Here is an 18,716-nt window from a genome sequence, read left to right as displayed (position 1 = left end):
CCCCTCCACCATAATCTGGTGAAGGGGCCGGATCTAAGACAAGTATTGCTGAGCGCGTTACCGGCGGCGGTCGGTGTCGACGACGTCGACCCTGACCTGCTCGCCGCCTGCCAATGCCGCAATCACGGTGCGCAAAGCGCGTGCGGTGCGACCCTGGCGACCGATCACCCGTCCGAGGTCATCCTGGTGAACACGTACCTCGAGGGATTCCCCGCGGCGGTTGTTCTTGGCACTGACCTTGACGTCCTCAGGGCTGTCAACGATCCCACGGACCAAGTGCTCGAGCGCTTCTGCCAGCAATTTACTCAGCCTCGGTGGTCTCTGCTTCAGCGTCAGCGGGAGCTTCAGTTGCTTCCGACTGCTTGGCCTTCTTGGTGATGGCTTCCGGGATGATGACGGAACCCTTCTCCGGTGCAACGAAAGCAGGCTTGGCGACCTTGGTCTTCAGCGTGCCTTCCTGGCCCGGGAGGCCCTTGAACTTCTGCCAGTCACCGGTGATCTTGAGGATCGCAGCGACCTGCTCGGTCGGCTGGGCGCCGACGGACAGCCAGTACTGTGCACGCTCGGAGACAACCTCGATGTACGAGGGCTCTTCGGTGGGGTGGTACTTGCCGATTTCTTCAATCGCACGGCCATCGCGCTTGGCGCGGGAGTCCATGACGACGATGCGGTAGTACGGTGCGCGCATCTTACCGAAGCGCTTAAGGCGAATCTTTACGGCCACTTTTGTGGTCACTCCTGTTTCTGAAACGGGGTTGAGCCCGTCGTTCTGCACCCGTGGGGCGGGCCATACTTGAGGGTTCCAAAGGACAAGATGCACACACGGAGAGAGGGGCCGCGCAGATCGAGTACTTGTCCATTGTGCCAGATGGCAGACAGTATTTCGAACGCGCGGTCCGTGCGGCGGGTTTAGCGCGGCTCTACTGCTCGGCGGACCAGACGTAGAGGCCGGCACGTTCGGCCTTTTCGACGTCGCTCGCGAGCGCCGCCAATTGCTGGACGTACAGCCGGGACTGTTGGGCATCAAAGGGCATGTCCTCTTGGGCCGCCCAGCGTTCGGCGACGTCGTCGAGGATGCTTCCTTCTCCCTCGGTCTCGTAGCTGAGCAGCTCGGACAGGGCACGCACCATGGCTTCGGGGACGCCGAGCAAGGCGTCACTGGTGACGTCCACCAAAGCGAGCTCATAGTCGGCGCCAGCCGCATGCACGGCCGTGCCGGCGAGGTCGCCAAGTTGTTCTACTTCGAAATCGCTGATTCCCGGGATCCGGACCGCGGCGCCGGATACGTCACTGCCCTTCTCCAGGGCAGCGGCCCTCTTGAGTGCTTCATCGTGGGTGGCAACAAAGATTTCAGCAAAGCCCATGGAAACTACTCTCATTCATTCGTGGCGACGGAGCTGCGGCGCGGCGGCCGAATGCGCCACACCGTCGGATCAAGCGTAGCGGACGGCGACGCGCAGCCGGTTGCGCCACGGGTCCTCGAAGCGCAGCTCCTGGCCGGTGTGGTGGGAGGCGATGCCGGCAACCTTGAGGCGGTCGGCGAGCGCGCCGACGTCGTCGCCTGACGGCACTTCAATGACCACCTCGCCGAGACCGAGCGTGTCCTTGCGCGGGCCCGCACCGCGGCTGTTCCAGACGTTCATGGCCATGTGGTGGTGGTAGCCCCCGGCGGAGACGAACAGTGCCTGCCCGTGCCAGCCGGCCGTCTGCTCGAAGCCCAAGGTGTCGACGTAGAAGTCATGGGCGGTCTTGACGTCCCCCACTTGGAGGTGGACATGCCCGACGCCGGCGCCCGCCTCGTGCTGGCCGGCCACCGCCGTTTCGCTCAGGTACTGCTGGAGGTAGCGCTGCGGCGGGAGCGGCAGGCTGTCCATGACGACCGAACCGCCGTTCCACTCCCAGCCTTCGCGGGGCTTGTCGTAGTAGAGCTCGATTCCGTTGCCCTCGGGGTCGGTGAAGTAGAAGGCCTCGCTGACCAGGTGGTCGGCGCTGCCGACAAAGGCGTGGGGCTCGTACTGCGCTGCGGAGGCAACAGTTGCGGCGAGCGAGGACTGGTCCGCGAAGAGCAGAGCCGTGTGGAAGAGTCCGGCCTCTCCGCGGCCCGGGATCTGGAGACCGGAGGCGGGAGCGAGGTGCACCAACGGCTTGCCGAGCCGGCCGAAGTAGAGTCCGCCGTCTTGCTCGGCGACGATGTCCAGGCCGAGCGCCCTTTGGTAGTAGTCGCCCATGAGCTTCATGTCCCCCACTTTGAGCATGACGGTGCCCATGGTGAGTTCGGCAGGAAGGAGATCCTGGCTGGATGTGATGGTCATGTGCAACTCCCGGCTTTTGTGGCGCCGCCCTTCGGCAACCTCTATACATCTAAATTACTTGAAGCTTCAATTTATTCCTAATGCCCGGCACTTCCGAAAAGGCGTCCCCGCAACACGGTGCATTGCGGCTTCAGCACCGCCTCAAGGGACGCGCGGGGATCGTTTGCGTAGAGCACGACGTCGGCACTGGCGCCTTCGCTGATGCCGTCGGCACCCAGCCACTCGCGGGCGGACCAGCAGGCCGCGTCGAGCGCGGCGGCCGGCGGCAGGCCCGCCTGGTGCAGTTCCAGGATCTCCTCGCCGATCCGGCCGTGCTTGATGACGCTGCCGGCGTCGGTTCCGGCATATACCCGCACTCCGGCGTCGAACGCCTCGAGGACCCGCTCATGCCGACGCTCCCAGAGCGCGATCATGTGGGCGGCGTAACGGGGGAACTTCGCTTCCGCCTGCTTCGCGATGTCCGGGAACGTCGCAATGTTGATGAGGGTGGGGACGATCGGTACGCCTTGGTCCAGCAGCCGGGGAATATGGTGCGGGAGGAGACCAGTCGCGTGCTCGATGCAGTCGATGCCGGCGTCGAGCATGTCGTCGATCGTCCCTTCGGCGAAGCAATGGGCGGTCACCCGGGCCCCCTCGTCGTGCGCCGCCGCGACGGCGTCCTTGACGATGGCCGCCGGAAAGGACGGGCCGAGATCCCCGGCGGAGCGGTCGATCCAGTCCCCGACGATCTTGACCCAGCCGTCTCCGGACCGTGCCTGCTTGCGCACCGCCTCCACCAGATCCTCCGGTTCGACTTCCTCGGCCAGGCCGGGAATGTACCGCCGTCGCCTCGCGATGTGCCTGCCTGCCCGGATGATCCTCGGCATGTCCGTCCGGCGCTGCAGCCAGCGCGTGTCGCTCGCGGAACCGGCGTCGCGGATCAAGAGTGTCCCGGCATTCCGGTCCGCCGTCGCCTGCAAGCGGGCAGTCTCCTCGTCGACGGCTCCGCCCTTGCCCAAGCCAACATGGCAATGCGCGTCGACCAAGCCGGGCAGCACCCATCCGTCCAGCACGACGTCCGGCTTCGCGAGGGGTCGGACAAAGGTCAGCCGTCCGTCGACCGACCAGAGGCCGCGCAGATCCTCTTCCGGCCCGGTGAGGACGGCGCCGCTGAATTCGATGATTTCCGCCATGAATCCACCCTAGACTCAGGCGCCGTCGCCAGGGCAGTGACGTCTGTCCTCGGTCACATCTGTCTCAAGGACTCCCGGCTGTGGTAGCTTCGTCTACGACCACACGGGGGCCCTTGCAAGGGCTGAGATCGGGCTGACGCGGCCTGCGACCGTTGAACCTGTCCGGGTAATGCCGGCGAAGGAAGTGAGTAATCCTTTGAGTACCAAAGAAACACAGCTGAGCCCTACCCAAAACGGATCGGCTCAAGAAGTGACCCAGTCCCTCAAGTCGCATTCCCTCGTGTTCCTGGAAGACACTGAGACGGGAATCCGGGTTCCGGTCACGGAAATCGCCCTGGAGCCATCCCCCAACGGCGAGGCCAACGCGCCTTTCCAGGTGTACCGCACCGCCGGGCCAGGAAGTGATCCCGTGGTTGGCCTCGAGCCGTTCCGCAGCGAGTGGATCGAAGCCCGCGGCGACACCGAGGCCTACAGCGGCCGCGAACGGAACCTGCTCGACGACGGCAAGTCGGCCGTGCGCCGCGGCGCCGCCTCCGCGGAGTGGAAGGGCGCACAGCCGGTGCCCCGCCGCGCCGTCGAGGGCAAGACCGTCACGCAGATGCATTACGCCAGACAGGGCATCGTGACGCCCGAAATGCAGTTCGTCGCGCTTCGCGAGAACTGCGATGTGGAACTGGTCCGCAGTGAAGTCGCCGCCGGCCGGGCCATCATCCCCAACAACATCAACCACCCCGAATCCGAACCGATGATCATCGGCAAGGCGTTCCTGGTGAAGATCAACGCCAACATCGGCAACTCGGCCGTCACCAGCTCCATCGCCGAAGAAGTGGACAAGTTGCAGTGGGCCACCCAATGGGGCGCCGACACCGTCATGGACCTGTCCACCGGCGACGACATCCACACCACCCGCGAATGGATCATCCGCAACTCCCCCGTGCCGATCGGCACCGTGCCGATTTACCAGGCCCTTGAGAAGGTCAATGGCGAAGCCAACAAGCTCACCTGGGAGATCTTCCGCGACACCGTCATCGAACAGTGCGAGCAGGGCGTCGACTACATGACCATCCACGCCGGCGTGTTGCTGCGCTACGTGCCGCTGACGGCGAACCGCGTGACTGGCATCGTTTCCCGCGGCGGTTCCATCATGGCGGGCTGGTGCCTGGCGCACCATGAGGAAAACTTCCTCTACACGCATTTCGACGAACTCTGCGAAATCTTTGCCAAGTACGATGTCGCGTTCTCGCTCGGCGACGGCTTGCGTCCGGGAGCGACGGCAGACGCCAACGACGCCGCGCAGTTCGCCGAGCTCGACACTCTCGCGGAGCTCACGAAGCGGGCGTGGAAGTACGACGTGCAGGTCATGGTGGAAGGCCCCGGGCACATCCCGTTCCACCTCGTCCGCGAGAACGTCGAGCGGCAGCAGGAGCTGTGCGACGGCGCACCGTTCTACACCCTCGGCCCGCTCGTGACCGACGTTGCCCCGGGCTACGACCACATCACTTCGGCCATCGGCGCCACGGAGATCGCACGCTACGGAACCGCGATGCTCTGCTACGTCACCCCGAAGGAACACCTGGGCCTGCCGAACAAGGACGACGTCAAGACCGGCGTGATCACGTACAAAATCGCCGCCCACGCCGCTGACCTTGCGAAGGGACACCCCGGCGCCCATGAACGCGACGATGCCCTGTCCAAGGCCCGCTTCGAGTTCCGCTGGCGTGACCAGTTTGCGCTGTCATTGGATCCGGTCACGGCCGAATCGTTCCACGACGAGACTCTCCCGGCGGAACCGGCCAAGACGGCGCATTTCTGCTCCATGTGCGGACCGAAATTCTGCTCCATGCGCATCAGCCAGGACATCCGCGACGAATACGGCTCGGCGGATTCCCAGGCGGCCATCGCGGAGATGTACAGCGGGATGCGCGAAAAGAGCCAGGAATTCCTGGCATCCGGCGGCAAGGTCTACTTGCCCGAGCTCGAGGTTCCCGCAGGAAAACGTTGAGTGACGTCAGGAAGCCTGAACTGATCAGGAAGCTTGGACTGATCAGGAAGCTTGCACTGATCCGGCGCGGCTGACATCCGCGATGAAGGACCGGATCATCCGGTCTCCTTCAACTGAATCATGAGGCCGGTGTCCTCCAGCCGCAACGCGGTGGAGGGCACCGGTTTCCTGCAAGTAGCCGGCGATCTCTTCGTACAGGGGCTCCCAACCACCGGTCAGGACAAGCGTGGGGACTCCCGGCACGATGTGCAGGGGCGCTTCCCACGGCGCTGCCTGGAGCCTCAGCCGCCGGGCGGTACGCCGGGCCTCAGGGGTGCTGAGGACCGCCGCCTCCGAGGAAAACGCGCGGCGGACGAATTCGCGCTGGTAATCGTCATCGCTGAGTTCGTGCCGGACCCGGAACAACGGCTCCATGAGTGCCCGGTAAGCCGCAGTGGCCGGCAATTCGGCCGTCAATGACAGACAAGCCGGTTCCACCAGCACGAGCGACCGGACCAGGTCCGGCCGTTCCACTGCGGCCAACATCGCGGAAATCGCGCCTTGGGAATGCGCCACGACATGGCCTCCACGCGCCGGCCCGGGGGCTGACGCGGCCTCCCGCGCTCCAAGGCACTCCAGGATGATGTCCACATCGGCGGCAACGTCGGATTCCAAAGGCTCGGCCTGCGCATCGAACCCGTGGCGTTTCAGGAAGAGCGCATCGTACTGCAGCGCCATGCCGTGTTGTTTCGGCCACGCGGCAGCGCCGAATGTGCCTGCTCCATGGACGAACACAACGCGCTGCTTTTGCATTCCCCCAGCCTATGGCACGGGGCTGACAACCCAACTACCTCGCAGTAGTTGTCGTTATGAGCGCCCATAACGACAACAAATGCGAGTCAGTTGGGTCGGGCGGGCGTTACTTACCGAGGAACTTGTCGAAGCCCTTGGGCAGGTTGAGCTGGGAGGGGTCGAAGTCGCCGGAAGGCTGACCGAATGCCGCGCCGGTGCGAACGGCGTTCGCCCGCTTGTTCTCGGCGTCGCGCAGTTCCTGGGCAGCCTTGGCGGGGTTTCCGGAACGGGCCTTCTTCTTGGGCGCGTTCTTGCTCGCCTTGCGGGACCCGCCACCGAGGCCGGGTATGCCGGGCATCCCTGGCATGCCGCCGCCCTGGGCCAGCTTCTTCATCATCTTCTGGGCCTGGGCGAAACGCTCCAGGAGGCCGTTGACCTCGGAGACGTGCACACCGGAACCACGGGCGATGCGGGCGCGGCGGGAACCGTTGATGATCTTCGGAGCCAAGCGCTCGTGCGGGGTCATGGAGCGGACAATCGCCTCCACGCGATCGATTTCCCGCTCATCGAACTGCTCCAGCTGCTGGCGGATGTTCTGCGCACCCGGCATCATCATGAGCATTTTCTTCATGGAGCCCATGTTGCGGATCTGCTGCATCTGGGCGAGGAAGTCGTCCAGGGTGAAGTCTTCCTGGTCGGCGAACTTCTTCGCCATCCGGGCAGCTTCGTCCTTGTCCCAGTTCTTCTCGGCCTGCTCGATCAGGGTAAGAACGTCACCCATATCGAGGATGCGGGAGGCCATGCGGTCCGGGTGGAACAGTTCGAAGTCGTCCAGGCCTTCGCCGGTGGACGCGAACATGACCGGCTTTCCGGTGACGGACGCGACTGAGAGAGCGGCACCGCCGCGGGCGTCGCCGTCGAGCTTCGACAGCACGACACCCGTGAAGTTGACGCCCTCATCGAAGGCAACCGCCGTGTTGACGGCGTCCTGGCCGATCATGGAGTCGATCACGAACAGCACTTCGTTCGGGATGATCGCCTGGCGGATGCGGCGCGCCTGGTCCATCATTTCCGCGTCGACGCCGAGGCGTCCCGCGGTGTCGACGATCACGACGTCGTGCAGCTTCTGGCGGGCTTCGTCGACGCCGGCGCGTGCGACGGCGACCGGATCGCCGGTGGGAACGTCCAGATCCGAGGTGGTCCCGGGGTGCGGCGCGAAGACGGGAACGCCGGCGCGTTCACCGACGATCTGGAGCTGCGTCACGGCGTTGGGACGCTGGAGGTCGGCCGCAACGAGTACGGGGCTGTGGCCTTGGGCCTTGAGCCACTTGGCAAGCTTGCCGGCGAGGGTGGTCTTACCAGCACCCTGCAAGCCGGCGAGCATGATGATGGTGGGCCCGGTCTTCGCCAAGCGGATACGACGGGTCTCGCCGCCGAGGATCTCCTGGAGTTCCTCGTTGACGATCTTCACGATCTGCTGGCTCGGGTTCAGCGCAGCGGAAACCTCCGCGCCCAGGGCGCGTTCGCGGATGCGGGCTGTGAACTCACGGACTACGGGCACGGCAACGTCGGCGTCCAAGAGGGCACGCCGGATCTCCCGGACGGTGGCATCGACGTCGGCCTCGGTGAGGCGGCCCTTGCCACGGAGATTCTTGAAGGTTGCTGTCAACCGGTCAGAGAGTGAATTGAACACGCGCCGTGCACTTCTTTCAATGGTCTACGAATGGCGGCCGTTCCGACGCACCAATATCTTGACGATTCCTGCCCCAAACAAATCTGACTCAACTGAGGGACTCGACTATCTAGGGTACCAAGACGCGCCCGCAAGATGGCATGCTGGCACAGTGACCAGCAAAACAACAGTAAATACGTTGCTCATCCTAGGCGCCTCCGGAGATCTGACGGGCCGATTGCTGTTACCGGGCCTTGCCCGGCTCGTGGCCAGCGGACTCGCCGACGGCCTGAAGCTTGTCGGAGCCGGTTCCGACCCGTGGACTTCCCAGCAGTGGACCAAACGCGTGGGCGGGGCCTTCGAAGATGCCGCCAAGGGTGCAAATGCCGCAGGCAAGAAGGCAATCGCCGCCCTGGAGGAAAATACCGAATACCATCAAGTGGATGTCACGGCGGACGGCCAGCTCGCGACGCTCCTGGCCGGGCTCGAAGCGCCAATCGCCGTCTATTTCGCGTTGCCACCGCACATCAGCCAGAAGGCCTGCGAGGTCCTCACCGCCCAAGAGCTTCCCCCGGGAACAAGCCTGGTGATGGAGAAACCCTTCGGATCCGGTTCGGAATCCGCCCGGGAACTCAACAAGACCCTCTCCGCCTTGGTCCCGGAAGACCACATCCACCGCGTGGACCACTTCCTTGGCAAGGCCACTGTGTTCAACATCCTCGGCCTGCGCTTCGCCAACAGGTTCCTGGAGCCGGTGTGGAACCGGGAACACATCGAGAAGGTGGAGATCGTCTTCGATGAAGACCTCGCCCTCGAAGGGCGTGCGCGCTACTACGACGGAGCAGGCGCCCTCAAGGATATGATCCAGAGCCACTTGCTCCACATCATGGCGCTGCTGGCCATCGATGCCCCTTCCAGCATCGGGGAGCGCGATCTCCGCGACGCGATTTCGACGGTACTGCGTGCGAGCAGCATCGCCGCGCCGTACAAGAAGTCCACCCGACGGGCGCGCTACACCGCCGGCCGGATCGGTGACCGGGACGTGCCGGACTATGCAGCAGAGGACGGCGTGGACCCTGCCCGGGAAACGGAGACGCTCGCGGAGGTCGAAGTGGGCATCGACACATGGCGCTGGAAGGGCGTCCCCTTCATCCTGCGCTCGGGAAAGGCGTTGGGTGCCGCCCGGAAAGAGGCGATCATCACCTTCCGGCCCGTCCCCCACCTGCCGACCGGATTCGAGGGCGTGGACTCCCCCAACCAGCTGCGCATCGGTTTCGGTCCTGACACCCTGCAGCTCGACGTCGATGTCAACGGTCCCGGAAACATCTTCATGCTCAATCGCGTGACGCTCAATACGGAACTGAATGCGTCCGATCTGCTGCCGTACGGAGAAGTGCTGGAGGGTGTCATTACCGGCGATCCCCTGCTCTCGGTCCGCGGCGACACCGCCGTCGACTGCTGGCGGATCATCGAGCCCGTGATCAAGGCCTGGGCCAGGGATTCCGTTCCGCTCGAAGAGTACGACGCCGGCGGCCCCGGTCCCGCGGACTGGCCCACCGCCGTCGGGGACTAAGCAGGCGGCCGCGCTCCTGCGGAAGCCCAGATGCAAGAGGGGCCGGGTACCTTTCCAGGTACCCGGCCCCTCTTCTGCATTGGTGCCTTAGATGGCCGCTGCGCCCCGCTCGCCCGTGCGGACACGGACTGCTTCATAGACGTCCACTGTCCAGACCTTGCCGTCACCGGCACGGCCCGTGTTGGAGGAAGCAATCAGTACATCGAGGATGTCGTCTGCCTGCTCATCCGTGGCCAGGACCTCCACGCGGATCTTGGGAAGAAGGTCCACGTTGTACTCGGCTCCGCGGTACACCTCTGTGTAGCCGCGCTGCCGGCCGTAGCCGCTGGCCGCGCTGACCGTCAGTCCCTGTACCCCGTATGCTTCGAGCCCCTCGCGGATGGCGTCGAGCTTCTCCGGGCGGACGATCGCCGTGATGAGTTTCATGCCTGGACACTCTCCTTGCCTGATACGGATGCTTCGTCAGCTGCCTCGGGCTCGGCCGAGGACTTTCCGGTGATGAGGTCGTGAAGGGGCTGGAAGCTTCCGCCGTGGCCGCCGACGCCGAACTCGTATGCCGTTTCGGCGTGCAGGCTGAGGTCTGCACCGGCGATCTCCTGGCGTTCGGAGATGCGGAAGCCCATGAGCTTGTGGATCGGGTAGGCGATGATGAAGGTCATCACGCCGGTGAAGACGATCGAGCAAAGTGCCGCCAGGGACTGCGCAACCAACTGGGTGGTGCCGCCGCCGTAGAACAGGCCCGCGGGACCTTGGGTGGGGGTGGCGAGGAAGCCGATGGCCACGGTCCCGATGATGCCGGACACCAGGTGCACGCCGACGACGTCGAGCGAGTCGTCGTAGCCGAGCTTGAACTTGAGGCCGACCGCGAGGGCCGAAGCAACACCGGCTGCTACACCGAGGGCGATGGCGCCGAGCGGGGAAACGTTGGCACAAGCCGGGGTGATGGCAACCAGGCCGGCGACGACGCCCGAAGCCGCGCCGAGCGAGGTGGGGTGTCCGTCACGGATGCGCTCCACGACAAGCCAGCCGAGCATGGCCGCTGCAGGCGCGACGAGAGTGTTGATCCAGATCAGTCCGGCCTGCTGCACGGTTGCCGCAGCACCGGCGTTGAAGCCAAACCAGCCGAACCAGAGGATGGCTGCGCCAAGCATGACCAAGGGCACGTTGTGGGGGCGGTGGTTCGGGTCTTTGCCGAAGCCTTTGCGGTTGCCGATGATCAGGACGAGGATGAGGCCTGCCACACCGGCGTTGATGTGCACCACGGTGCCGCCGGCGAAGTCGATGACGGGAGCGAAGGTCTGGCCGAACCAGCCGGTTGCCGAGAAGAGACCGCCGCCCCAGACCATGTAGGCCAACGGGGCGTAGACGAGAGTCGCCCAGATCGGGGTGAACAGCGTCCAGGCCGAGAACTTAGCGCGGTCCGCGATGGCACCGGAGATGAGGGCGACAGTGATGATCGCGAAGGTTGCGGCGTACCCGACGTGGAGCAGGTCTGCCGGATCGGTGAAGTTGTGCAGGCCGAAGTGGCTGAACGGGTTCGCGAAGATCTGGAAGAAGTTGTCCGTGTTGCTCGTGGACATTGAGGCGCCCCAGAGGACCCACACGAGGGTCACTGTGCCGATGGCGATGAAGCTCATCATCATCATGTTCAGGGCGGCCTTGGCACGGGTCATGCCGCCATAGAAGAATGCCAGGCCCGGGGTCATGAACAGCACGAATGCTGATGCGACCAGGAGCCAAACGAGACCGGCGGTGAAGTCCATGTCTACGTCCTCTCTGCTTTAGATGCGGGCTGAGCCGCCTGTCCCAACGCATTTGCGTTCTACATAAGAGTTTTGCGGGGCAGTGTTTCACCTGCGAAGGTTTTAGATTGCAGGGCTGTTACAAGAACTTCTCGAACGTAAATGGTGCATATCACCCTTGTTACGGATATGTTTCGTCAGTTCCATTTCCCCCGCGTTCCGACTAGCCAGAGGACCCCGACACCATGACCGCAAGCCCCGAATCCCCCGCCGAACCAGGGGCGAGGGCCGCCAAGGCCGAAATGCCACGGGACATCAAGGTGATGTTGGCGGCGGCGTTCCTGATTGCACTGGGTTTTGGACTCGTGGCGCCCGTGCTTCCCCAGTTCGCAACCACGTTCGACGTCGGGGCAACGGCAGCCGCGGTGATCGTCAGCATTTTCGCCTTCATGCGTTTGGTGTTCGCTCCCGCCGGGGGCGCCCTGATGGGCCGCTTCGGCGAGCGTCCCGTCTACATCGCCGGGTTGTTGATTGTGGCGGCGTCGACGGCGGCGTGCGCCTTCGCGCAGAGCTATTGGCAACTGCTGGTATTCCGGGGCCTTGGAGGAGCCGGTTCTGTCATGTTCACGGTTGCAGCGATGGGCCTGTTGATCAGGCTCGCCCCTCCGGAAAGCCGCGGACGGGTCTCCGGCGCGTATGCCTCGGCCTTCCTGATCGGCAGCGTCCTGGGTCCGGTGGTCGGCGGACTGCTGGCCGGGTTCGGGTTGCGCGTACCGTTCCTCGCGTACGCGGCAGCCTTGGTCCTGGCGGCTTTGGTTGTCCGCACGCAGCTGACGGGAAGTTCAGTGGCAGCGAAGCAAGGGGGTGCGGCGGGGCCGGCAATGCGCATGAAGGATGCCTTGGGCGATTCTGCCTACCGGGCCGCCCTATTCTCCAGTTTCGGCAACGGCTGGGCTACCCTCGGGGTGCGCATGGCCACGGTGCCGTTGTTCGCGGTGGTCGTGCTGGCCGGAGGATCGGCGTCCGCGGGTTGGGCGCTGGCCGTGTTTGCGGGGGGAAACGCCCTGGCGCTGACTTTCTCGGGCCGTATGGCCGACAATTTCGGCCGCAAGCCCATGATGCTGTTGGGCTTGGTGGTCACCGGTCTGGCCACCGCGACCATCGGGTTGACCGGCACCCTTCCCGCGTTCTTCGCGGCGTCCGCCGCGGCCGGCTTCGGCTCGGGCTTGCTGAACCCGGCCCAGCAGGCCGCCGTCGGGGACATCATCGGTCGTGGCCGTTCCGGTGGCAAGGTGCTGGCGGTCTTCCAGATGGCTTCGGACGCCGGGGCAATCGTGGGCCCCGTCCTGGTTGGCCTCCTGGCGGACGGACTTGGCTACGGCTGGGCGTTCGGCGCCACCGGCGGCATCCTCCTGCTGGCCGCGGTCGGCTGGTCCGTGGCGCGCGAGCCGATGCCCCGCGCCCCGGAACCCGTCGACTCACCCAACTGACTAGCAGTTGATGTCGTTTTCAGGCCTGGAAACGACATCAACTGCGAGTTAGTTGGGCTGGAGGCGGCTAGTTGAGCAGCGCGTCGACGAAGGCTTCGGGCTCGAACGGCGCGAGGTCGTCCGGGCCCTCGCCGAGGCCGACAAGCTTGACCGGAACGCCGAGGGCCCTTTGGATCGCGACGACGATCCCGCCCTTCGCGGTGCCGTCGAGCTTCGTGAGCACGATTCCCGTGATGTTGACTACTTCGGAAAAGACCTTGGCCTGGTTCAGGCCGTTCTGGCCGGTGGTCGCGTCCAGTACCAGAAGGACTTCGTCCACTTCGGCCAGCTTCTCGATGACGCGCTTGACTTTGCTGAGCTCGTCCATGAGACCGACCTTGTTCTGCAAGCGACCGGCGGTGTCGATCATCACGACGTCGACCTCCTGCTCGATGCCGGACTTGACGGCTTCATAGGCGACGGAGGCAGGGTCCGCGCCGACGACGTGCGACCTGACGGTTGCGACGCCGACCCGCTGGCCCCACGTGGCGAGCTGCTCCGCGGCCGCGGCGCGGAAGGTATCCGCTGCGCCCAGCAGGACGTCCTTGTCTTCGGCCACGAGAACACGAGCCAGCTTGCCGACGGTGGTGGTCTTGCCCACCCCGTTGACGCCGACGACGATCATGATGGCCGGGTGGGCTCCCTTGCGTTCCACGTTCAAACTGCGGTCCATCGTGGGGTCCACGAGCTTGATGAGTTCCTCGCGCAGGAGGGCCTTGACGTCCTCCGGGCTGCGTGTGCCCTGGACCTTGACCCGTGCACGGAGGGCATCGACCAGCTGCATGGTGGGCTCGGTGCCGAGGTCGGCGAGGAGCAGTGTTTCTTCGACTTCGTCCCAGACGTTTTCGTCGATCTTGTCGCTCGAAAGCAGGGCCAGGAGACCCTTGCCGAGAATGCTGTTGGATTTGACCAGTCGCGCGCGAAGCCGGTTGAGGCGGCCCTCGACAGGCGCGGGGGTCTCCACCTGGATAAGCTCCAGGCCGGCTGCGTCGTCCGGAACGTCGGTCCCTGGTACGGCAAGGTCGGCAGGTTCGACGACGGGAGCGGGCGCCGTGCGGTCCGGAGCGGTCCCGGGGGCGTCGTCGACGATCGTTCCGCCGCCTGCCGCCGCCTTGTCAACGGGGTCGTTGGCGTCGCGCGTTCCAGCGTAAGTCGAGGAGGACTTCCGCGCCTTGAGCAGGACAGGAATCAGCCCTCCGACCACCACGATGGCAGCGACAATGGACAAAATAATGGGGAGGAGATCGTTCACTCCCCTAGCTTCTCACAAAGCTAGACCTCGGCACCGAGCCTCTGGCTGATGACGGTGGACACGCCGTCGCCCCGCATTGTCACTCCGTAGAGGGCGTCCGCGACTTCCATGGTCCGCTTCTGGTGCGTAATGACAATCAACTGGCTGGACTCCCGCAGCTCTTCGAAAATCGTGATGAGCCTGCCCAGGTTCGTGTCGTCCAGTGCGGCTTCCACTTCGTCCATGACGTAGAAAGGCGAAGGCCGCGCCTTGAAAATCGCCACGAGCAAGGCGACGGCTGTCAGCGACCGTTCGCCGCCGGAAAGCAGGGACAATCGCTTGATCTTCTTGCCCGCGGGCCGCGCCTCCACCTCGATGCCGGTGGTCAGCATGTCGTCGGGGTCCGTCAGCACCAGTTTGCCCTCCCCGCCGGGGAAGAGCCGGGCAAAGACGTGGTCGAACTGCTTGGAGGTATCGGCGAAGGCCTCGGCGAAGACCTGCTGGACGCGGTTGTCCACTTCCTTGATGATGTCCAGGAGGTCTTTGCGGCTCGACTTGAGGTCTTCCAACTGCGTGCTCAGGAATTGGTGCCGTTCCTCGAGTGCCGCAAATTCCTCAAGCGCCAACGGGTTCACCTTGCCAAGGGCTGCGAGGTCCCGTTCGGCCTTGCGGAGCCGTTTCTCCTGCTCGGCACGGACAAAGGGAACACCCTCCACGATGGCGTTCCCGTCCTCGTCCACGGGCGCCCGGAGTTCGGCCCACTTGTCGACGGAAGCGGCCGGCACGGGAACGGGCTGCTCCGGACCGAAATCGGCCACGAGTTGTTCCGCTGACAGGCCGAGCTCCTCGATGGCGCGCGTTTCCAAAGCTTCAATCCGGAGCCTTTGCTGGGCCCGGGCGAGTTCGTCGCGGTGGACCGAATCCGTCAGCCCGGCCAGTTCCTGGGCCAATTTCTCGTTGCTGCTCCGGACATCAACGAGTTCCTTTTCGAGCTGCTCCCGGACGCCCTCGGCGACATCGCGGTCGCGGGCTGCCAGATCCACTGAAACGTCAACGAACCGTATGGCCTGTTCGACGGCGGAAGCGACGGCGGAGGCCCGCTCGGCTTGCGCTTTGCGGCGCATTGCCCGGCGCGCTGCCTCCTCGCGTGCCCGCCGTTCGCTCGCGGCGGCCCGTTCGAGAGATGCAGCCCGGTTGCTGGTTGCGGCGAGCTGTTCCTCGGCGCTCCGCAACCCGAGCCTGACTTCCATCTCACGGGACCGGGCATCACTGGCGGCCATGGCCAAGGCATCGCGGTGCTCCGTGGAAGGCTCTTCCTCCTGCGGGGCCTCTTGTGCCGCGGCCAGCCGCTCGGCCGCAAGCTCAAGGGATTCCTCTGCCACGGCGATGTTCAGTTCGGCCTTGGCCAGGGACTCGGCCATTCGATCGCGTTCCGCGACGGCGCTGCGTAATTGGGAATTCAAATGGCCAAGCCGTTCCGCGACGGCAGCCAGGCGGGCATCCGAATCGTGAAGTTTGTCGAGCGCCGCGTTCGCTCGTTCCTGGGCATCGGCACGGCGGGCTTCGGCTCCAGCCAGGGCGAACTTGCCCCTTTCAAGGCGGGTAGTGAGCTCCAGGAGCCGGGTGTCGGCGTCGTCCACTGCGGCCTGGACCTCAAGAAGGGACGGCGCCGTGGCCGATCCGCCGTCCACCGTCAGGGCCCTGAAGACGTCGCCTTCGAGGGTCACCGCGGTAAGCTCCGGGTTGCCGGCAATGAGGCTTGCCGCCGCGTGCAAGTCCTCGACGACGGCGGTGCGCGCCAGGAGGGTCAGCGCACCAACCGCTTCCGTAGCGTCCGTCGCGACCAACTCGGCGGCCCAGCGCACACCGTCGGGCAGCGTCGGCAATTCCTGCCGGCCGGAGCCTGTATCCGCGGCGCTTACCGCGCCTGCCACCAAAAGAGACGCACGTCCGGCGTCGGCGTCCTTCAACAACTGCATCGCGGCGACGGCCCCCGCGCCGTCGGCCACCACGACCGCGTCCGAAGCACTTCCAAGCGCTGCGGCAACGGCGGTCTCGTACCCGGGCTCCACCGTCACGAGGGACGCAAGCGAACCCAGGATGCCGGGGTGGTCCGAGGACAGAAGACGCGAAGAGCCATCCTTGCGGTTGAGGCCAAGCTGCAGTGCATCACGGCGGGCGGTGAGCGCATCGCGTTCGCGGACTTCGTCGCGCTCGGCAGCTTTCAACGCTTCGATCTCGGCGTTGATTTCGTCAAGAAGGGCGCTTGCGTCCTCGTATTCGGCGTCGAGACTTTCTTCGCCGTCTTCAACGCCGGCCACTTGGGACTCAAGGGCCGTGAACTCGCTTTGCGCGTGGCGACGCCGCTCTTCACCGGCTGCCAACGAGTCCCTGAGCCTGCCCCGCTCAGCCTCGGCCGCTTCGGCCCGGGAGCGTGCGGCAGCCAACTGGCCGACGAGTTTCGCAAGGCCTTCACGGCGATCGGCTGCGGCCCGCAGCACTGCTGTCAGGCGTTTGTCCTCGGCCGCGGCCAGGTGCTCGGCTTCCTGTTTGGCTGCCGTGGCCTCGAGGAGGCCCGCTTGCTTCGCCAGGATGTCGTGCTCCAGCTCCGACTGCTCCTGCCGGACCCGGGCTGCCTGCCGGTCCAGGTGGTCCGGGTCGCGGCCTGAATCCGGGGCAACATCGGAGGCACCGAGGAGGCGGCGGCGTTCGGTAGCGAGTGATCCGAGGGCGCGAAGCCGGTCCCTCGCAGCGGAGAGCTGGTACCAGTTGTCCCTGGCAGCGTTGAGCCTGGGTGTGGCCTCAGCCGCGAGTTGCAAAAGGCGGATCTGCCGTTGGCGGCCTGCGCCGAGCTCCGATTCGACTACCTCGCGGCGCTCTTTCAACGCGGCTTCGTCGGCCACGTCCTTCTCCAGCGCCCGGGTGAGCTGGACAAGATCATCGGCCAACAGCCTGGATTTTGCGTCGCGGACATCGAACTGCACGGTCTGCGCGCGGCGGGCGACTTCGGCCTGTTTGCCCAGAGGCGTCAGTTGACGGCGGATTTCCGCCGTGAGATCGCCAAGGCGCTGGAGGTTCGCCTGCATGGCCTCCAGCTTGCGGACGGTCTTTTCCTTGCGACGCCGGTGCTTGAGGATGCCGGCGGCTTCCTCAATGAATCCCCTGCGGTCCTCGGGCGTGGCGTGCAGGACACGGTCCAGCTGCCCCTGCCCCACGATCACATGCATTTCCCGGCCGAGCCCTGAATCGGAGAGAAGTTCCTGGATGTCCAGGAGGCGGCATGGCGCGCCGTTGATGGCGTACTCGGAGCCGCCGGTCCGGAACAGTGTGCGGGAAATGGTGACTTCGCTGTATTCGATCGGGAGGGCGCCGTCGGCGTTGTCGATCGTCAGCGCAACGTGCGCCCTGCCCAGAGGCGGCCGCCCCGAGGTGCCGGCGAAGATGACGTCTTCCATTTTGCCGCCGCGCAGGGTCTTGGCGCCTTGTTCGCCCATGACCCAGGCCAGCGCGTCAACCACATTGGACTTGCCCGAACCGTTGGGGCCGACAACGGCGGTGACGCCCGGCTCGAAGTCGAACGTCGTGGCCGACGCGAACGACTTGAATCCCCGGACAGTCAAACTTTTCAGATGCAAGGTGTTTCGGATCACTTTCAATGGCGGCAGTGGCTGCTTTACGGCCTAAATCTACTGCCCGACGGCGGAAATCCGCGGATTTGCGGGGCAAACCCGCGAATCCTTGCTACCAGCGGCCGTTGCGCGGCTTCGGCTGGCAGATCGGGCACGTGTACGAGGAGCGGTTCATGAATTGCTCGCGTTTGATGACACCCGGAAGTCCGGCTGCGGAACAACGCCTGCACGGCTCGCCCGCCCGGCCATAGGCATCCAGGGACCGGGCGAAATATCCCGAAGCTCCATTGACATTGACGTAGAGCGAATCGAAGCTCGTCCCACCGGCGGCGAGGGCGTCGCTCATGACGTCCTTAGCGGCGTCGACGAGCCTCAGCGCATCGGCCCGCTTGAGGGTGTCTGTCGGCTTGGCGTAGTGCAGCCTGGCCCGCCAGAGGGATTCATCGGCGTAGATGTTGCCTATCCCCGAGATGACTCCCTGGTCCAACAAGGCCCGCTTGAGCCCGGTCTTGCGGGATTTGACCTTGCGGTAGAAGTCGTCGAAGGAAAAGTGCGGATCCAAAGGATCGCGGGCGATGTGCGAGGCTTCTTCGGCAATTTCCGGAAGGGGCGTCTCGCCCTGGCCGCCGGGACCGCCGTCGGGCGTCGGTACAAGCGAGGTGACAAAGAGTCCGCCGAAGATCCGCTGGTCCACAAACCGCAGCTGCTCAGGCATGCCGTCCGCACTGCTGAGGCGGAGACGGACTTTGAGGTGCTTCTCATCGGGAACCCCGGGATCCTGCATGAGGAGCTGCCCGCTCATGCCGAGGTGCGCCATCAGCGCGACTCCGGGAAGCGCTTCGGGGGTACTTGCTGTGCCGCCGGGTTCCTCGGTCCGCAGGGGCATCCACAGGAACTTGCCGCGGCGGACGACGTCCAAAACCGTGGAGTTCTCAAGGTTGCCGATAAAGTCTTCCGTGCCCAACGCGTGGCGGCGGATCGAGCGGGGGTCCAGGACCTCCACCGCAGTGATGGTCCGGCCGCGCACCCAACGTGCCAGGCCGCGGCGGACCACTTCGACTTCGGGCAGTTCCGGCATGTGGA

15 protein-coding genes and 1 riboswitch are annotated in these 18,716 nt (G+C 65.1%); of the genes, 3 read left to right on the top strand and 12 right to left on the bottom strand.

Annotated features, from left to right (window positions below; all coding sequences use genetic code 11):
* Positions 1–57: 57 nt before the first annotated feature.
* From BMF89_RS18970 to BMF89_RS18950, 5 genes are all read right to left on the bottom strand, one after another.
* Positions 58–300, bottom strand: a complete 243-nt coding sequence (locus BMF89_RS18970; RefSeq protein WP_028267532.1) for an RNA-binding protein — start codon at positions 298–300, stop codon at positions 58–60.
* Between the two features lies 1 nt (position 301).
* The gene (gene rpsP / locus BMF89_RS18965; protein WP_059387673.1) at positions 302–724 is read right to left on the bottom strand and encodes a 30S ribosomal protein S16; all 423 of its coding nucleotides are present in this window, start codon (positions 722–724) and stop codon (positions 302–304) included.
* 196 nt (positions 725–920) lie between these two features.
* Positions 921–1,364 carry a hypothetical protein gene (locus BMF89_RS18960; protein WP_171983558.1) on the bottom strand — a complete coding sequence of 148 codons (444 nt, stop codon included), beginning with the start codon at positions 1,362–1,364 and terminating at the stop codon, positions 921–923.
* Between the two features lie 69 nt (positions 1,365–1,433).
* A complete protein-coding gene (locus BMF89_RS18955) occupies positions 1,434–2,312 on the bottom strand; it encodes a VOC family protein (RefSeq protein WP_078108608.1) in 879 nt (292 codons plus the stop codon).
* 77 nt (positions 2,313–2,389) lie between these two features.
* On the bottom strand, positions 2,390–3,484 hold the full coding sequence (locus tag BMF89_RS18950; RefSeq protein ID WP_078108607.1) for an amidohydrolase family protein: 1,095 nt from the start codon (positions 3,482–3,484) through the stop codon (positions 2,390–2,392).
* 93 nt (positions 3,485–3,577) lie between these two features.
* Positions 3,578–3,685, top strand: a riboswitch (TPP riboswitch).
* Here BMF89_RS18950 and thiC point away from each other — a divergent pair.
* Positions 3,681–5,486 carry a phosphomethylpyrimidine synthase ThiC gene (gene thiC, locus BMF89_RS18945; RefSeq protein ID WP_078108606.1) on the top strand — a complete coding sequence of 602 codons (1,806 nt, stop codon included), beginning with the start codon at positions 3,681–3,683 and terminating at the stop codon, positions 5,484–5,486. Its footprint overlaps the riboswitch before it by 5 nt.
* Before the next feature lie 42 nt (positions 5,487–5,528).
* Here the strand turns inward: thiC and BMF89_RS18940 are convergent, their stop codons facing one another.
* Both BMF89_RS18940 and ffh read right to left on the bottom strand, forming a co-directional pair.
* On the bottom strand, positions 5,529–6,278 hold the full coding sequence (locus tag BMF89_RS18940) for an alpha/beta hydrolase (RefSeq protein WP_078108605.1): 750 nt from the start codon (positions 6,276–6,278) through the stop codon (positions 5,529–5,531).
* Between the two features lie 106 nt (positions 6,279–6,384).
* Positions 6,385–7,950 carry a signal recognition particle protein gene (ffh, locus tag BMF89_RS18935; protein ID WP_078108604.1) on the bottom strand — a complete coding sequence of 522 codons (1,566 nt, stop codon included), beginning with the start codon at positions 7,948–7,950 and terminating at the stop codon, positions 6,385–6,387.
* Positions 7,951–8,101: 151 nt separating this feature from the next.
* Here ffh and BMF89_RS18930 point away from each other — a divergent pair, with 151 nt between their 5' ends.
* Complete coding sequence (locus tag BMF89_RS18930; protein ID WP_253190897.1) at positions 8,102–9,502, top strand: glucose-6-phosphate dehydrogenase; 1,401 nt, start codon at positions 8,102–8,104, stop codon at positions 9,500–9,502.
* Between the two features lie 87 nt (positions 9,503–9,589).
* Here the strand turns inward: BMF89_RS18930 and BMF89_RS18925 are convergent, their stop codons facing one another.
* A complete protein-coding gene (locus tag BMF89_RS18925; RefSeq protein ID WP_028264639.1) occupies positions 9,590–9,928 on the bottom strand; it encodes a P-II family nitrogen regulator in 339 nt (112 codons plus the stop codon).
* Positions 9,925–11,265 carry an ammonium transporter gene (locus BMF89_RS18920; protein WP_078108602.1) on the bottom strand — a complete coding sequence of 447 codons (1,341 nt, stop codon included), beginning with the start codon at positions 11,263–11,265 and terminating at the stop codon, positions 9,925–9,927. Before BMF89_RS18920 ends, BMF89_RS18925 begins: the two co-directional genes overlap by 4 nt.
* A gap of 224 nt (positions 11,266–11,489) precedes the next feature.
* Here BMF89_RS18920 and BMF89_RS18915 point away from each other — a divergent pair, with 224 nt between their 5' ends.
* Entirely contained in the window at positions 11,490–12,734 is a 1,245-nt protein-coding gene (locus tag BMF89_RS18915) for an MFS transporter (RefSeq protein ID WP_078108601.1), read from the top strand.
* Positions 12,735–12,801: 67 nt separating this feature from the next.
* On the opposite strand, the gene ftsY is transcribed toward BMF89_RS18915, so the two are convergent.
* The 3 genes from ftsY to mutM all read right to left on the bottom strand — a co-directional run bounded on the left by ftsY (position 12,802) and on the right by mutM (position 18,711).
* Positions 12,802–14,025 (bottom strand): signal recognition particle-docking protein FtsY, encoded by a 1,224-nt coding sequence (gene ftsY, locus BMF89_RS18910; protein ID WP_078108600.1) that lies wholly within the window; start codon positions 14,023–14,025, stop codon positions 12,802–12,804.
* Positions 14,026–14,045: 20 nt separating this feature from the next.
* Positions 14,046–17,639 (bottom strand): chromosome segregation protein SMC, encoded by a 3,594-nt coding sequence (gene smc, locus BMF89_RS18905; protein ID WP_171983556.1) that lies wholly within the window; start codon positions 17,637–17,639, stop codon positions 14,046–14,048.
* 106 nt (positions 17,640–17,745) lie between these two features.
* Positions 17,746–18,711, bottom strand: coding sequence for a bifunctional DNA-formamidopyrimidine glycosylase/DNA-(apurinic or apyrimidinic site) lyase (gene mutM, locus BMF89_RS18900; RefSeq protein WP_078108599.1), 966 nt, complete (start codon positions 18,709–18,711; stop codon positions 17,746–17,748).
* Positions 18,712–18,716: the final 5 nt, after the last annotated feature.

The sequence above is a fragment of the Arthrobacter sp. SRS-W-1-2016 genome, from assembly GCF_002009585.1.
Lineage (GTDB): Bacteria > Actinomycetota > Actinomycetes > Actinomycetales > Micrococcaceae > Arthrobacter > Arthrobacter bambusae_A.
This window is presented reverse-complemented; position numbering and strand designations above follow the sequence as displayed.

Bases quoted from the DNA above. Each gene is read 5' to 3' on its own strand.
- BMF89_RS18960 (WP_171983558.1), bottom strand. From the start codon at position 1,364: ATGGGCTTTGCTGAAATCTTTGTTGCCACCCACGATGAAGCACTCAAG.
- BMF89_RS18920 (WP_078108602.1), bottom strand. From the start codon at position 11,265: ATGGACTTCACCGCCGGTCTCGTTTGGCTCCTGGTCGCATCAGCATTC.
- BMF89_RS18955 (WP_078108608.1), bottom strand. From the start codon at position 2,312: ATGACCATCACATCCAGCCAGGATCTCCTTCCTGCCGAACTCACCATG.
- BMF89_RS18915 (WP_078108601.1), top strand. From the start codon at position 11,490: ATGACCGCAAGCCCCGAATCCCCCGCCGAACCAGGGGCGAGGGCCGCC.
- BMF89_RS18950 (WP_078108607.1), bottom strand. From the start codon at position 3,484: ATGGCGGAAATCATCGAATTCAGCGGCGCCGTCCTCACCGGGCCGGAA.
- BMF89_RS18940 (WP_078108605.1), bottom strand. From the start codon at position 6,278: ATGCAAAAGCAGCGCGTTGTGTTCGTCCATGGAGCAGGCACATTCGGC.
- mutM (WP_078108599.1), bottom strand. From the start codon at position 18,711: ATGCCGGAACTGCCCGAAGTCGAAGTGGTCCGCCGCGGCCTGGCACGT.
- BMF89_RS18925 (WP_028264639.1), bottom strand. From the start codon at position 9,928: ATGAAACTCATCACGGCGATCGTCCGCCCGGAGAAGCTCGACGCCATC.